14 protein-coding genes and 2 pseudogenes are annotated in these 13,780 nt (G+C 74.9%); 8 read left to right on the top strand and 8 right to left on the bottom strand.

Translation table 11 applies throughout. The annotated features are described in order from the left end of the window. Positions 1-100 precede the first annotated feature (100 nt). The 4 genes from OG799_RS21360 (at position 101) to OG799_RS21345 (ending at position 4,060) form a co-directional block, all read left to right on the top strand. On the top strand, positions 101-826 hold the full coding sequence (locus OG799_RS21360) for a lysophospholipid acyltransferase family protein (RefSeq protein WP_406036913.1): 726 nt from the start codon (positions 101-103) through the stop codon (positions 824-826). A gap of 76 nt (positions 827-902) precedes the next feature. Further along, positions 903-1,910: an NAD(P)H-dependent glycerol-3-phosphate dehydrogenase gene (locus OG799_RS21355; RefSeq protein ID WP_406036912.1), complete on the top strand. Its 1,008-nt coding sequence runs from the start codon at positions 903-905 to the stop codon at positions 1,908-1,910. Between the two features lie 7 nt (positions 1,911-1,917). Next, a complete protein-coding gene (locus tag OG799_RS21350; RefSeq protein WP_406036911.1) occupies positions 1,918-3,033 on the top strand; it encodes a cystathionine gamma-lyase in 1,116 nt (371 codons plus the stop codon). Positions 3,034-3,268: 235 nt separating this feature from the next. Then, positions 3,269-4,060, top strand: coding sequence for a putative protein N(5)-glutamine methyltransferase (locus OG799_RS21345; protein ID WP_406036910.1), 792 nt, complete (start codon positions 3,269-3,271; stop codon positions 4,058-4,060). 149 nt (positions 4,061-4,209) lie between these two features. Here the strand turns inward: OG799_RS21345 and OG799_RS21340 are convergent, their stop codons facing one another. Beyond that, positions 4,210-5,562: an RNA-guided endonuclease InsQ/TnpB family protein gene (locus OG799_RS21340; protein WP_406036909.1), complete on the bottom strand. Its 1,353-nt coding sequence runs from the start codon at positions 5,560-5,562 to the stop codon at positions 4,210-4,212. Positions 5,563-5,744: 182 nt separating this feature from the next. Here OG799_RS21340 and OG799_RS21335 point away from each other — a divergent pair, with 182 nt between their 5' ends. After that, on the top strand, positions 5,745-6,800 hold the full coding sequence (locus OG799_RS21335; RefSeq protein WP_406036908.1) for an ROK family protein: 1,056 nt from the start codon (positions 5,745-5,747) through the stop codon (positions 6,798-6,800). A 46-nt stretch (positions 6,801-6,846) separates the two neighbouring features. Here OG799_RS21335 and OG799_RS21330 read toward each other — a convergent pair whose 3' ends face one another. The 5 genes and pseudogenes from OG799_RS21330 to OG799_RS21310 form a co-directional block, all read right to left on the bottom strand. Beyond that, positions 6,847-7,032, bottom strand: coding sequence for a DUF397 domain-containing protein (locus tag OG799_RS21330; protein WP_406036907.1), 186 nt, complete (start codon positions 7,030-7,032; stop codon positions 6,847-6,849). 5 nt (positions 7,033-7,037) lie between these two features. Next, positions 7,038-7,337: pseudogene (locus OG799_RS21325) on the bottom strand (Scr1 family TA system antitoxin-like transcriptional regulator); the annotation flags it as partial. A 23-nt stretch (positions 7,338-7,360) separates the two neighbouring features. After that, a complete protein-coding gene (locus OG799_RS21320) occupies positions 7,361-8,620 on the bottom strand; it encodes an ATP-binding protein (RefSeq protein ID WP_406036906.1) in 1,260 nt (419 codons plus the stop codon). A gap of 37 nt (positions 8,621-8,657) precedes the next feature. Beyond that, positions 8,658-9,491 carry a hypothetical protein gene (locus tag OG799_RS21315; protein WP_406046364.1) on the bottom strand — a complete coding sequence of 278 codons (834 nt, stop codon included), beginning with the start codon at positions 9,489-9,491 and terminating at the stop codon, positions 8,658-8,660. A gap of 144 nt (positions 9,492-9,635) precedes the next feature. Then, positions 9,636-9,785 (bottom strand): annotated as a pseudogene (locus OG799_RS21310) (tetratricopeptide repeat protein); the annotation flags it as partial. A gap of 261 nt (positions 9,786-10,046) precedes the next feature. Here OG799_RS21310 and OG799_RS21305 point away from each other — a divergent pair. Next, complete coding sequence (locus OG799_RS21305; RefSeq protein WP_406036905.1) at positions 10,047-11,147, top strand: D-alanine--D-alanine ligase family protein; 1,101 nt, start codon at positions 10,047-10,049, stop codon at positions 11,145-11,147. Between the two features lie 41 nt (positions 11,148-11,188). On the opposite strand, the gene OG799_RS21300 is transcribed toward OG799_RS21305, so the two are convergent. Together OG799_RS21300 and OG799_RS21295 are read right to left on the bottom strand one after the other, a co-directional pair. Next, a complete protein-coding gene (locus OG799_RS21300) occupies positions 11,189-11,806 on the bottom strand; it encodes a DUF3515 family protein (protein ID WP_406046363.1) in 618 nt (205 codons plus the stop codon). A 9-nt stretch (positions 11,807-11,815) separates the two neighbouring features. Then, positions 11,816-12,049 (bottom strand): Lrp/AsnC ligand binding domain-containing protein, encoded by a 234-nt coding sequence (locus OG799_RS21295; RefSeq protein ID WP_013284547.1) that lies wholly within the window; start codon positions 12,047-12,049, stop codon positions 11,816-11,818. Between the two features lie 174 nt (positions 12,050-12,223). On the opposite strand from OG799_RS21295, the gene OG799_RS21290 reads away from it, so the two are divergent. Together OG799_RS21290 and OG799_RS21285 are read left to right on the top strand one after the other, a co-directional pair. Next, positions 12,224-13,171, top strand: a complete 948-nt coding sequence (locus tag OG799_RS21290; protein WP_406036904.1) for a thiamine-phosphate kinase — start codon at positions 12,224-12,226, stop codon at positions 13,169-13,171. A 61-nt stretch (positions 13,172-13,232) separates the two neighbouring features. Then, positions 13,233-13,700, top strand: coding sequence for a GNAT family N-acetyltransferase (locus OG799_RS21285; protein ID WP_406036903.1), 468 nt, complete (start codon positions 13,233-13,235; stop codon positions 13,698-13,700). The last annotated feature ends 80 nt before the right edge of the window (positions 13,701-13,780 follow it).

The raw sequence follows: 13,780 nt of genomic DNA, 5'->3' as shown, positions 1-13,780 counted from the left end.
AGTCGGGCGGCGGTACCCTCACTGGCCGGACCGGGGGCGAGCAGGCATGATTTCGTCGCGGGACGTGGGCGCGCGGGTCGGGGCACGACGAGGAGGCAGGGTGGCACGGCGAAGGCTGGGGTTCTGGCAACGGTTCGCCGTGGTGCTGGTCAAGCCGGTGATGAACGTCTGGACCCGGCGCACCTGGCGGGGGGCGGAGCAGTTGCACCGCCCCGGCGGCATCATCATCGTGCCCAACCACATCTCGCACGCGGACCCGCTGGTGGCTGCGCACTTCATCCACGACGCCGGGCGCTGGCCGCAGTTCCTGGGCAAGGCCAGCGTGTTCCGGGTCCCGGTGATCGGCTGGATCCTGCACCGGTGCCGGCAGATCCCGGTGGAACGCGGCACCGTCGACGCGGTCAAGTCGCTGGACAAGCTGGTGGCCGCGCTGGCCGACGGCGGCGCGGTGGTGATCTACCCGGAGGGGACCACCACCCGCGAGCCCGAGCTGTGGCCGATGAAGGGCAAGACCGGCGCGGCCCGGCTGGCGCTGGCCACCGGCGCGCCGGTGATCCCGCTGGCGATGTGGGGGCCGGAGCAGCTCTTCGACCCGCGGACGACCAGGTTCGGACTGCGGCCCCGGATCCCGGTGACCGTCGTCGCCGGCCCGCCGGTCGACCTCAGCCGGTGGGCGGGGGCCACCCCGACCAGGGCGGTCCTGGACGAGATGACCGACGCCATCATGCTGCGGCTGCGTGACATGGTCGCGGAGATCCGCGGCGGCACACCGCCACCGCTGTGGGCACGTCCCGCCCGTCCGCGCACTCCCGAGGTGACCGAATGACCGAGCGGAGCGAGCGAATCAGCCGGCTCAGTCCGGTGGCGCCGCACGGCGTCGCCGACCGAAGGGAGGCGGCGGCATGAGTGGCCATGTGGCGGTGCTGGGGGCCGGTTCGTGGGGCACGGCGTTCGCCAAGATCCTCGCCGATGCCGGCCGGGACGTGACGATTCTGGCCCGGCGGCGGGCGGTCGCCGACGCGATCCGGTCCCACCGGCACAATCCGGACTACCTGCCGGAGGTGCGGCTGCCCGACCGGGTCACCGCGACCGGGGACGCCGAGGAGGCCATCGCCGGGGCCGAGGTGGTGGTGCTCTCCGTACCGTCGCAGACCCTGCGCGGCAACCTGGCCGAGTGGACCGGCCACCTCGACCCCGACGCCACCCTCGTCTCCCTGATGAAGGGGATCGAGCTGGGCACCACCAAGCGGATGAGCCAGGTGATCACGGAGACCGCCGGGGTGCCCGCCGACCGGGTGGTGGTGGTCTCCGGACCCAACCTGGCCCCCGAGATCGCCGCCGAGCAGCCGGCCGCGACCGTGGTCGCCGGCACCGACGCCCGGCGGACCGCCCTGGTCCAGTCGTCGATCCGGACGCCGTACTTCCGGCCGTACACCAACGACGACGTGATCGGCTGCGAGCTGGGCGGGGCGGTCAAGAACGTGATCGCCCTCGCGTACGGCATCGCCACCGCGATGGGCTTCGGCGACAACACCCGGGCGATGCTGATGACCCGGGGACTGGCCGAGACCGCCCGGCTGGGCGTGGCCCTCGGCGCGGACCCGATCACCTTCGCCGGCCTGGCCGGCATGGGCGACCTGGTCGCCTCCTGCTCGTCGCCGCTGGCCCGCAACCGCACCTTCGGCGAGCACCTCGGCCGGGGCGAGACGCTGGAGCAGGCGCAGGCCGCGACCCGGCAGACCGCCGAGGGCGTGAAGAGCTGTCTGGCCATCCGTGACCTGGCCCGGGCGCACGGGGTGGAGATGCCGATCACCGAGCAGATCGAGCGGATCTGCCACGAGGGGATGGACCCGCGGCTGGCCGTGGACGCCCTGATGAGCCGGACCGCGAAGCCCGAGTCGTACGAGTGAGGCGGCCATGACCGAGTGGGGGGACGGCACCCGTAGCGTGCACGCGGGGCTGCCCGAGCCGCAGCCGGGGCAGCCGTTCCTGCCCGGACCGGTCTTCGCCGCGCCGTACCACCTGGACCCGTGGCGGGGGCCGGCGGCGACGCCGAACGGGTACGGCCGTCCGGACAACCCCACCCGGCGGCTGCTGGAGGCGGCCATCGGGGAGCTGGAGGGCGGGGACTGCCGGGTCTTCGCCAGCGGCCAGGCGGCCATCACCGGGCTGCTGCTGGCCCTGCTGCGCCCCGGCGACACCGTGCTGCTCCCCGCCGACGGCTATTTCCCGGTGCGTGCGTTCGCCACCGCCACCTTGGAGGGCATCGGCGTCCGCGTCGGCTTCGTGCCGACCGCCGGGCCGTACCCCTCGTTCGACGGCGTACGGCTGGTGCTGCTGGAAACCCCGGCGAACCCCGGCCTGGACGTGGCCGACGTGCCGGCGCTGGCCGCCGCGGCGCACGCCGCCGGGGCCCTGGTCGCGGTGGACAACACCACCGCCACCCCGCTGGGGCAGCGCCCCCTGGACCTCGGCGCCGACGTGGTGGTCGCCTCCGGCACCAAGGCACTGACCGGCCACTCCGACCTGCTGCTCGGGTACGTGGCGACCCGCTCCGCCGCGCTGATGGAGCCGGTGACCGCATGGCGGACCACCACCGGCGGGGTGCCCGGGGCGTTCGACTGCTGGCTGGCCCACCGTTCGCTGGCGACCATCGACCTGCGGCTGGCCCGGCAGTCCGCCAACGCCGAGGCGCTCGCCCGGCTGCTGGCCGAGCGCGCCGACGTCACCGGCCTGCGCTGGCCCGGACTGCCCGGGGACCCGGCGTACGCGGTCGCCTCGGTCCAGATGCGACGGATGCCCGGGGTGCTCTCGTTCGACCTGGGCGACGCCGACCGGGTGGCCCGCTTCCTCGACGCGTCCCGCCTCGTGGCCGCCGCCACCTCGTTCGGCGGCCTGCACACCACCGCCGACCGGCGGGCCCAGTGGGGCGACGACACGGCCCCCGGCTTCGTCCGGCTCTCCTGCGGCATCGAGGACCCCGCCGACCTGGTGGCCGACGTCGCCGCCGCGCTCGACGCCAGCCCGGCCTGACCGGCCTGGTCGGCGTCCGGACGGCCGGACACCGGCCCGCCGCCGTGCCCGGGGACGCCGGGACGGATCGACGCCGCCGGCTCCGCTATCGTGACGGGCAGCCACGGCCCGCGTGGGCCCGACCGGAGGAGGTGAGACCGATCCACCAGCAAAGGACCGGCGCTCCCTCCGAGTCCGCGCCGCCCCAGGGTTAGGCGACGCCGGGAGCGCCGACGAGCGTCTCCCGGAGGATCCCATGGCACCAACCCTGTTCTCTCCCGACCGTCCCGCCCTCGTGCAGCGGCTGCGCGCCGCCGGCTGCGTCTACGCCGAGGACGAGGCGGAGCTGCTGATCGCCGCGGCCGACTCGGCCGCGGCGCTGACCGACCTCGTCGACCGCCGGGTCGCCGGCCTGCCGCTGGAACACCTGCTCGGCTGGGCCGAGTTCTGTGGCCTGCGGGTGGCCGTCGACCCCGGCGTCTTCGTGCCGCGCGGGCGGACCGCGCTGCTGGTCGCCGCCGCCGCGGCCCTGGCCGGTCCCGCGCCCGCCGTGCTGGACCTCTGCTGCGGCTCCGGCGCCGCCGCCCTGGTGCTGCACGCCCGGCTCGCGCCCCGCTGGCTGGCCGCCGCCGACGTCGACCCGGCGGCGGTGGCCTGCGCCCGGCGCAACCTCACCCCGCTGGGCGTGCCGGTGTTCGAGGGGGACCTGTTCGCGCCGGTCCCGTCCGAGTGGCGCGGCCGGCTCGACCTCGTGCTGGCGAACGCTCCGTACGTGCCGAGCGCGGCGGTCGCGCTGATGCCGTCGGAGGCGCGGCTGCACGAGGCCCCGGTGGCGCTGGACGGCGGCGTGGACGGGCTGGCCGTGCTGCGCCGGGTGGCCGTCGGTGCGGTGGATTGGCTCGCCCCGGGCGGGCACCTGGTGGTGGAGATCAGCGAGGGACAGGCCGACGCGCTCTGCGCGGCGTACGCCGCCCTCGGCCTGGAGCCGACGGTGGTGCGCGACGACGACCTCGACGCCGCCGCCGTCACCGCCCGCCGACCGGGCTGAGCAGAGCCGCGGCGAGGACTTCCGATCGTGCCGGGCATGCGGCGCCCCGAGCGCTCGGCTCGGGACCCTTCCCGCCGCCCCGGCATCCCGTCGGCCGGGCTCTGTTCGTCCGCCGGTCGGTGGTGAACGTGGAACTAGTGCGGTGTCCTCTAACGTTCACCGGGTAGCCGGTGGGTGTTGTGGATCCTCGCCGTGTGGGCGAGCGACTCCCCACCGGGTGGTGGGGCGGGCCTCCGCGGGCCAACTGATCCTCGCGCCGCCCGTGGTGGGCGGCGGGGATCACGCCGGGACCAGCCGACACCCGGCAGGTGCCGGCCGGCTCGACGGTGCGTGACCACCTCCGGCAGCACGACGGCTGCCGGGGTGGTGGATCCGCCGCCCGGGGTGCGGGTGGCGATGATGGCGGCCGCGACCAGGTCGCGGTGCCCGGAAAATGCGCAGTGCGGGCAGGACAGGGTTCGCCCGCGGGGTTTCGGCACCCGCCTTCCGCAGGCGGGGCAGGTGGAGGAGGTGCCGCGTTCGTCGACCAGGTGGACGGTGATGCCGGCCAGGGTGGCCTTGTCGGTGAGGACCTGCAGGAGCCGGCCGATCTGCCACTGCCGCAACCGCAGGTTGTGCCGCCGCCCCGCCGCAATGTCGAGCACCCCGCGGGGATCACCCACGTGCAGCACACCGACCCGCTGCTCCACCGCCCAGGACACGACGCCGCGGGCGGCTTCGTGCTGGGTTTGACGGACCCTGCGCCTGTGCCGGCCCTCCACCAGGCGTGCCCGGCGCCGGTACTTGCGCCACCGCCGCGACCCCTTCTCACCAGGCTTCGGCGCCCGCCGAGCCACGGCGCGGCGGCGGGTTTTCGTGTCGGCGAGGTGCATGCGGTGCTCGGCGCGGATCGCCCGCCCCGACACCAGCAGCCCCTTCCCGTCGGGTCCGGACAGGGCGTAGGGGTGAATGATCCCGAGGTCGACCCCGGCGACCTTGGCTGAGTCTGGTTGTTCCCCGGGCGGGTAAACGGCCACCGGCACTTCGGCCGTCACGTCGAGGAACAGGCGGCCGCCCTCGCACAGCAGGGTGATCGAGCGGACCTGCTCGGCGGGATACGGCACCTCCCGCGCCAACCGGACCCACAACGGGGCAGCGCCTTTCGCGGTCGGGATCCGCACCCGGCGGCCGTCGAGGGTGAACGTGCCGTGATACCACCGCACCGGCACCAACCCTCGCCGACGACGCGGGAACCGCGCCGACAGGTCACCGTCCTTGCGGCGTTTCGCCGCGCCGAACCAGGCGTCGGAGAACCGCCGCAACACCGACCGCGCACCAACTGAGTTCAGGTCTCCGAACGTGCGTGGCCCCGACGCGGCTAGCTCCCGGCACAACTGCTGATAGCCGGCCAGCGGCGCGTCGTGGCGGCGGCGCCGCCACGTGTTGACCTCCAACACACACGCCCACACATCGGCGGCCGAGCGCAGCAGCCCGAAACACCGCCGCCGCTGGCCCGGCGTCACCCGCACAGCAACCCGGGCTGTGCGATGCACGACCCGCGGCAAGGCGGGATCCCGACGACGAGGCACGAACCGAAGCCAACACCACCCCTACGACACATTCCCCAACCCGACCAACGCGGCGAACGTCTGTGCCAAAGGATTACCCTCACGTCGAGACGGGATCGGCGGGAGGCGGTGGCGGGGTGGGCAGCGCGGGTGTGCCGGTGGTGGTGGGTCTCGACAACGGCGGGAACAGCAACAACGCGACCGTCCTGACGGTCGACGGCCGGTTCCTGGTGGACGGTCTGGTGGAGATACCGAGTGAGGTGCAGGCCGGCCCCGAGGCGGCGATCGAGGCGTTGGCCCGGGCGCTGGACGGGGTGCTGGCGCTGACCGGCGTGCCGCGCGAGCTGGTCCGCGCCGTCGGTCTGGACACCCCGGGTCCGGCGAGCGCCACCGGGGTGATCTCCTCGCGCGGCTCGACTAACTTCGCCCAGCCCGCCTGGCGGGGGTACGACGTGCGCAGCGCGCTGGAGCACCGGCTCGGCCTCCCGGTGATCTACCACAACGACGGCAACGCGGCCGCCCTCTACGCCCACCACGTGCACTTCGGGGCGGACGCGCTGCGCCGCTCCTCGGTCGCCGCCATCGTCGGCACCGGGCTCGGCGGCGGGGTGGTGGAGAGCGGCCGGGTCGTCTCGGGGGCCGCCGGGATGGCGGGGGAGTTCGGGCACGTGCACATCCCGCTGGACGGGGTGCTGGGGCCCGGTCAACCAATGCCGATCTGCGCCTGCGGCTTCCTCGCGGACGCCGAGAGCGTCGCGTCGCTGACCGCGATCGAGCGGAACCTGCTGCCGTACTGGCTGGGCCGGTACCCCGGCCACCCGCTGGCGGCCGAGGAGCCGGGCCGGGCCGCGAAGCTCGTCCGCGGGTACGGCGAGCGCGGCGACGCGCTGGCCCGGGCGGTCTTCACCCAGCAGGCGATGGCACTGGCCCGGCTCTTCACGATCGCGGCCAACTTCACCGACCCGCACGCGTACTTCATCGGGGGTGGGGTGGTGGAGGCGGCGCCGGAGTTCCGCGACTGGTTCCTCGCCACGGTCGCGGAGCACACCGTGCTCCGCGCCGAGCAGGCCGCCGTCGCCACCTTCGAGCTGGTGCCGGACCGGGACATGGCCGGGGCCCGCGGGGTGGCCATCGCGGCGCTGGAGAGCCTGCGCACGGGGTCGCCGGCGGCCGGCCCGGTGGTCGCCGCCTGACCACCGTCGCGGCCGAGCTGGGCGTTACGCCCGCCGCCGGGCGGCGTCAGTCGCGGGGCGGCGCGCCGGTGAAGGCCGCCCAGGCGGCCGGGGAGAAGACCAGCGTGGGGCCGGCGGGGTCCTTGGAGTCGCGGACGGCCACGGCCGCCGGCAGGACGGCCATCTCGACGCAGGCGCCCTCGCCGCCGCTGTGGCTGCTCTTGCGCCAGTGGAGGCTGTTCGTGGAACGCATCGGTTCTACCTTCCCTTGAGGAGTTGGGCCAGCTGCTCCCGGCTGTCCGCCGGGCTCAGCGCCACGGTCCGGAGATGTTCCATGATCTTGGCGCAGGTCCGCAGGTCACCCGGCCGGTCGAGGACCATCTGCCCGGCCACCGTCTCCACGGAGGCGATGATCGGGTCCTCGGGGTCGGCGAACTCCAGGATGTGCAGCGAACCCCGGGTGCCCCGGTGGTAGCCGGCCGCCAGGGGGATCACCTGCACGGTGATGTTCGGCAGCTCCGCCATCTTCAGCAGGTGCCGTAGCTGGCCCTCCATGACGGCTGAGAGCGTCGCCTGACCCGTCAGAGCAGCTTGCGCCGCTTCAGGTACGCCACCAGGTCGTCGTAGACGCCACCCTCGTTGGCGAACATAGCGACGTTGCGAGCGGTCGACAGCCAGGGCCGGGTCGACGGGCGGACCTCCTTCAGCGCCCGGTCCAGGTCCCGCTGCTCGATCATCCGGACCTCGCCGCTGCGTACCGAGTCGGCCATCGCGAACTCGGCGGCGGTCTCGCAGAGGTGGGCCAGGTCGGCGCCGGAGAAGTCCTCGGTCGCGGCGATCACCCGGCGCAGGTCGATGTTCGCGATTGGCCGCTGCCGCAGGTGGTACTCCAGAATCGCCGCCCGGGCCTCGGCGTCCGGCGGCAGCACCAGCACCACCCGGTCCAGCCGGCCCGGCCGGCGCAGCGCCGGGTCCACGTCCCACGGCGTGTTCGTGGCGGCCAGCACGAAGACCCCCTCGTTGCTGCCCTCCATGCCGTCCAGTTCGGCCAGCAGCTGGTTGCCCAGCGTCCGCATCGAACTCGACGAGACCTGGGAGCGCTTGTGGCCCAGGGCGTCGACCTCGTCGAGGAAGAGCACGCAGGGCGCGTTGCGCCGGGCCGCCTCGAACAGCTCGTGCAGGTTCCGCTCCGAGTTGCCGATCCACATGTCGAGCACGTCGACGATGGACAGGGAGAGGAACTTCGCGCCCATCTCGCCGGCCACCGCCCGGGCCAGGAAGGTCTTGCCGCACCCGGGCGGGCCGTAGAGCATCAGCCCGCCGCGCAGGCTCTTGCCGTACATCCGGCGCAGCTCCGGGTTGCGCAGCGGGCCGAGGAAGGCCAGCTCCAGGCGTTCCTTCACGGCCGTCATGCCGCCCACGTCGGCCAGCCGGACCGTGGCGGACTCCACGTCGTACACCCGGTCGGCCTCACCGACGACCGGCTCCGGCTCGTCGCCCGCCCGGGCGAAGCGCGGCGGCACGACGTCGGCCAGCTCCTGCTCGTACGCGGCCAGCGGGTCGTCCCCCGGCGGCGTCGGACCGGCGGGGGCCGGGCGCGGCGCGGGCGGCCGGGCCGGCGCCGCCGCCTCCGGTGCGGGTGCCCCCAGCGCCCGCTGCATCAGGGCCTGCGCCTGGTCGTTGCCCGGATCCCGGGCGAGCGCCTGCCCGACCTGGGCGATCGCCTCCGCGCCCCGGCCGGAGTCCAACAGCAGCCCGGCCAGGTGCAGGCGCAGGGGCAGGTCGTCGGGGCGGGCGTCGAGGGCGGCCAGCAGGCTGTCGATGAGGGGATCGGCGCTCATAGGACGAGGAGCGTAGTGCGCCACCGTCCCGCCCCGCTCACCCTCCGGCCCGGCCCGCCGCTGACCCGTCCGCGCGTCCCCGGGTTCGCGTCCACAGCCGGTGCACGGCCAGCCCGGCCCGGTGGCCCAGCCGGACGAGGGTGACGCGGGCCAGTCGGGCCAGCAGGTTACGGCAGCGGATCGCGAAGGTGCCGAACGTGACCGCCGCCGCGAGCGCACCGACCTGCTCGGCGAAGGAGTCCGGGGGAGGGCGCCAGGCGTGCACGGTCAGCCCGACCGCGGCCGCGACGACCAGCACCGGCCACAGCGCCACCGCCGCCTCCCGGCGTTCCGCGCGCAGCCGCCACCGCACCGCGGCGGGCTGCGCACGCCATTCGCGGAGGGTGAGCCAGCCGAAGGCCGTCAGCAGGAGGGCCGCCGAGGCGAGCGCCACCGCCCGCCGCCACAGGCCCAGCGCCGGCCCCGTCACCTCGAGGACCACCACGTGGACCAGGGTCGCCGCCGCGAGCACGTCGAAGAGCCGCCACAGCACGGCCCGGGAGCTGCGCCCGTGCGCCGTACCGGACAACCGGTTGTCCGGCGCGACAGCCAGCGCGGCGGTGAAGCCCCGCGCCGCGCGGCCCGTCCGCTCGCCCGCGAGCTCCGCCAGCGCCAGGTTGTGCAGGGCGGCCTGGTTCGCCGGGTCGCGCGCCAGGGCCCGCCGGCAGGCCTGCCGGGCGGCGGCGAGGTCGCCGGTCCGCAGGTGGACCTGGGCGTCGACCACGTGCGCCTCCGCCTCCTCCGGCGCCAGCCGCAGCACGGTGTCCGCACTGACCCGGGCCCGGACCGACGCCCAGACGCCCGGCCGTCGGACCAGCACCTCGGCCAGCATCGCGTGGGTCCGCCACTCCTCGGGTGCGACCGCCACGGCGGCCCGGGCGGCGGCCGTGGCGGCCCGCCGGCGCTTCAGCGTCAGCAAGGCGTGGGCGCGCAGCCGCAGCGCCCACTCGTGGTCGGGCGCGACCGCCAGGGCGCGGTCCGCGGCGTCGCGCATCCGGTGGCCGTCGCCGGCCAGGCTGTGGCACTGGGCCAGCAGGCAGAGCGCGTCGACGTCGTCCGGCCGGTCCCGCAGGACGGCGGTCAGCTCGACGATGGCGTCCGCCCAGCGGCCGACCGCCAGCAGCGCCCGCGCGCGCTCGACGCGGCTCTCCTGCGGTCCCGTGGTCCACCTCCGTCGTCCGGCCCATCACCCTAGTGGCGGGCGTGACGGACTGGTGCCCCCGAGCGGCGGGTACTCCCCGTATGCAACGGGTCGACCGGTTGCTCTGCCCCGGCCGGGCTCCCCGGGTATCGGCTTCGGGTTCTCGCCACGCACAGTAAGGTCAATCGGGTGAGCGCCACCGGCGAGCACGGCCAGCCGCAGTCGCGAGCGAAGAGGTGACCTCGAGTGACCACCCCAGGCAAGACCCGTGTGGCGATCGTCTTCGGCGGACGCAGCCCCGAGCACGGCATCTCCTGCGTCAGCGCCGGCAGCGTGCTGGGCGCCCTCGACCCAGACGAGTTCGAGGTGGTGCCGGTCGGCATCACCCGGCAGGGCCAGTGGGTGCTGACCAGCGGCGACCCGAGCCAGCTCGCGATCCAGGCGCGGAAGCTCCCGGAGATCACCGCCGCCGCCGGCGCCGCCCTGGTGCTGCGCGCCGAGCCGACCCCGGGCGGTCTGATGGTGCTCGACCCGACCGAGGGTCCGCGGGCCCTCGCGGACGTGGACGTGGTCTTCCCGGTGCTGCACGGGGCGTACGGCGAGGACGGCACCATCCAGGGGATGCTGGAGATGGCCGACATCCCGTACGTCGGGGCGAACGTCTTCGCCTCCGCCGCCGCGATGGACAAGGAGTTCACCAAGAAGCTCTGCGCCGCCGAGGGTATTCCGGTCGGCCCGTACGCGGTGCTGCGTAACGGGATGACGCTGAGCGAGGCGGACAAGGAGCGGCTGGGGCTGCCGGTCTTCGTCAAGCCGTCCCGCGCCGGCTCGTCGTTCGGCATCACCAAGGTCGACGACTGGGCGCAGCTCGACGCGGCGGTCGCCACGGCCCGGGAGATCGACACCAAGGTGCTGGTCGAGGCCGCGGTCGTCGGCCGGGAGATCGAGTGCGGCGTGCTGGAGGGCGAGGCCGGCGGCGCGCCCGAGGCGTCCGTGCTGGCCGAGGTGCGGATGGTCGGCGACGGCTGGTACGACTTCGAGGCGAAGTACCTCTACGCCGACGAGGTCTGCGAGTACGACGTCCCGGCCAACCTGCCCGAGCGGGTCACCCGGCAGGTCCAGGAGTACGCCACCCGGGCGTTCACCGCGCTGGACTGCTCCGGCCTGGCCCGGGTCGACTTCTTCGTCACCCCCGAGCTGGACGTCTACCTCAACGAGATCAACACGATGCCGGGCTTCACCCCGACGTCGATGTTCCCGCGGATGTGGGCGGCCAGCGGCCTGGAGTACCCGAAGCTGGTCAACCGCCTCATCCGCACCGCCCTGCACCGCAACGCCGGCCGCTGACCGCGCCGGACCGGTCCCGCGGGGAGCCCGCGGAGCGCGGGTCAGGCGGCGCAGCCGGCGGGGGCGGACTTCGCCGAGGGGACCGCGGAGACGATGGCGTCGGAGATCGGGGCGGCCCACTGCAGGGGCTGCTCGTACTGCTTGGGCACGCGCACCCGGACCGGAGTCTCCCGGTCGACGGTGGTCAGCACGGTGGCGTCGGCCTCCTGCACCGCGTGCCAGCAGACCTTGTTGACCGACCACACCTCGTCGGTGGCCGCGACGATCGGCGGGGTGCCGCCGCAGGCGACGGTCAGCGCCGGATCGCCGTAAGCGGCGTTCTGCTCCGGGCCGGCGGTGACCGGTCGCTGGGCGAGGTCGCGCACCCGGGCCGGCAACTGCGACACCAGGGCCCGGCAGACCGTCGCGGGGCGCTCGGCCAGCGCCGGGGCGGGCAGCTCGACCGGCGCGGTGGACTGCGGCCGCGCGGCGGTCGCCGACGGGGCCGGCGCGGCGGCCGGCTCGTCCGGGGCGAGCTTCGCGAAGGTGAAGCCGGCCACCGCCACGGTCACCGGCAGCGCGATGAGCGCGGCCACCAGCGCGGCGCGACGGTTGGTCCGGTCCGGCCGCGGCGTCTCGTCGACCGGGCGGGACTCGTCGGGAACGGGGGAGACAGTGATCTCGTCCACTTACAGCCGCACCACCGAACACGTGAGGGTGCGGGTGATGCCGGGCACCATCTGCACCTTGCTGACGATGAGTTTGCCAAGCTCGTCGACGGTGTTCGCCTCGGTGAGGACGACCACGTCGTACGGCCCGGTGACGGCGTCGACCCGTACCACGCCGGCAAGGTCCGCGATCAGACCGGCCACGTCACGCGCCCGCCCGACCTCGGTCTGGATGAGGATGTACGCCTGTACCACGACTCGACCTCCGTCCGTCGCCGCCGTGGGGCGGCCCGAAGGGTGAAAGTACCTTACGGAGCAGGCCTGATCCCTATCGGTGGCCGGGTGGACGCGGTGAGCGAGGGCACGTCCGCCGGAGAAGACGGTGCGGCGGCCCGGTGTGGGACGAATGGATGCGACGAGGGGACGGCGATGACGGTCGCGGGTGTCGGGGAGTTCGGTTTGATCGATCGGGTCACCGCCCGGTTGACGTACGGGGAGAGCTGCCTGCTCGGCCCGGGTGACGACGGGGCGGTGGTGGCGGCGCCGGACCGGCGGGTGGTGGCCTCGACGGACGTGCTGGTGGAGGGGCGGCACTTCCGCCGGGACTGGTCGACCGCGCGGGACGTGGGGCACCGGGCGGCGGCGGCCAACCTGGCCGACATCGCGGCGATGGGCGCCACCCCGACCGCCCTGCTGGTGGCCCTCTGCATGCCGGCGGACCTGGACACCGCCTGGGCGGAGGAGTTGGCCGACGGCCTCGGCGCGGAGGCGGCCCTGGTCGGCGCGAGCGTGGTCGGCGGCGACATGTCCGCCAGTCCCACGCTGACCATCGCGGTCACCGCCCTCGGCGACCTGGCCGGCCGGGCGCCGGTGGTCCGCTCCGGGGCGCGGCCCGGCGACGTGGTGGCGCTGGCCGGGCGGACCGGCTGGGCGGCGGCCGGGTACACGGTGCTGTCCCGGGGCTTCCGGACGCCCCGGTTGCTGGTGGAGGCGTTCCGGCGGCCCGAGGTGCCGTACCCGGCCGGTCCGGAGGCCGCCGGGCTCGGCGCCACCGCCATGATCGACGTGTCGGACGGGCTGCTGGCCGACCTGGGCCACGTGGCGAATGCCAGCGGCGTGGCCGTTGACCTGCGTCGGGACGCCTTCGAGGTGCCCCGGCAGATGCGGGATGCGGCGCAGGCGCTCGGCGTCGACCCGTACTCCTGGATCCTCGCCGGTGGCGACGACCACGCCCTGGCGGCGACCTTCCCGCCCGAGGTGGCGCCGCCGGAGCGGTGGCGGCCGATCGGGCGGGTGACCGAGGGGGCGGGGGTCACGGTCGACGGGGAGAAGTACGCCGGGCCGGCCGGCTGGGACCACTTCCGCCGGGCCGAGTGATCTGCGACCGAACCGGGCCGGCTGCCCCGGGGCGGGCCGGCGGCGGTCGTACCCTTCAGGCGTGAGTGAGATCGAGATCAGGGCGCAGCGGTTCGACGCGCCCGAGTCGCAGGCGTTGATCCGGGCGGCCCTGGCCGACCTCGGCCAGCGGTACGGCGGCAGCGGCGACGACACCCCGGTGGACGCGGCGGAGTTCGAGCCGCCGGCCGGTGCCTTCCTGGTGGCCTACCTCGGCGGGGAGCCGGTGGGCTGCGGCGGCTGGCGCAGCCACGGCGACGACGGGGAGACGGCGGAGCTGAAGCGGATGTACACCGCGCCCGTGGCCCGGGGGCGGGGCGTGGCCCGCGCGGTGCTGGCCGCGGTCGAGCGGTCGGCCCGGGAGCAGGGCCGCAAGCGGATCGTCCTGGAGTGCGGCGACAAGCAGCCCGAGGCGATCGCCATGTACACCTCGGCCGGGTACGACCGGATCCCGAACTTCGGCTTCTACAAGGACGCCCCCGGCTGCCTCTCCTTCGGCCGCACCCTCTGACCCGGTCCGGCGGGTGCGCGGCGACCCGGTCGGCGTGACCGCACCCGGACACGACAGCACCGGCGGACCGTTACGGCCCG

The organism is Micromonospora sp. NBC_00898 (assembly GCF_045207895.1).
Taxonomy (GTDB): Bacteria; Actinomycetota; Actinomycetes; order Mycobacteriales; family Micromonosporaceae; genus Micromonospora.
This window is presented reverse-complemented; position numbering and strand designations above follow the sequence as displayed.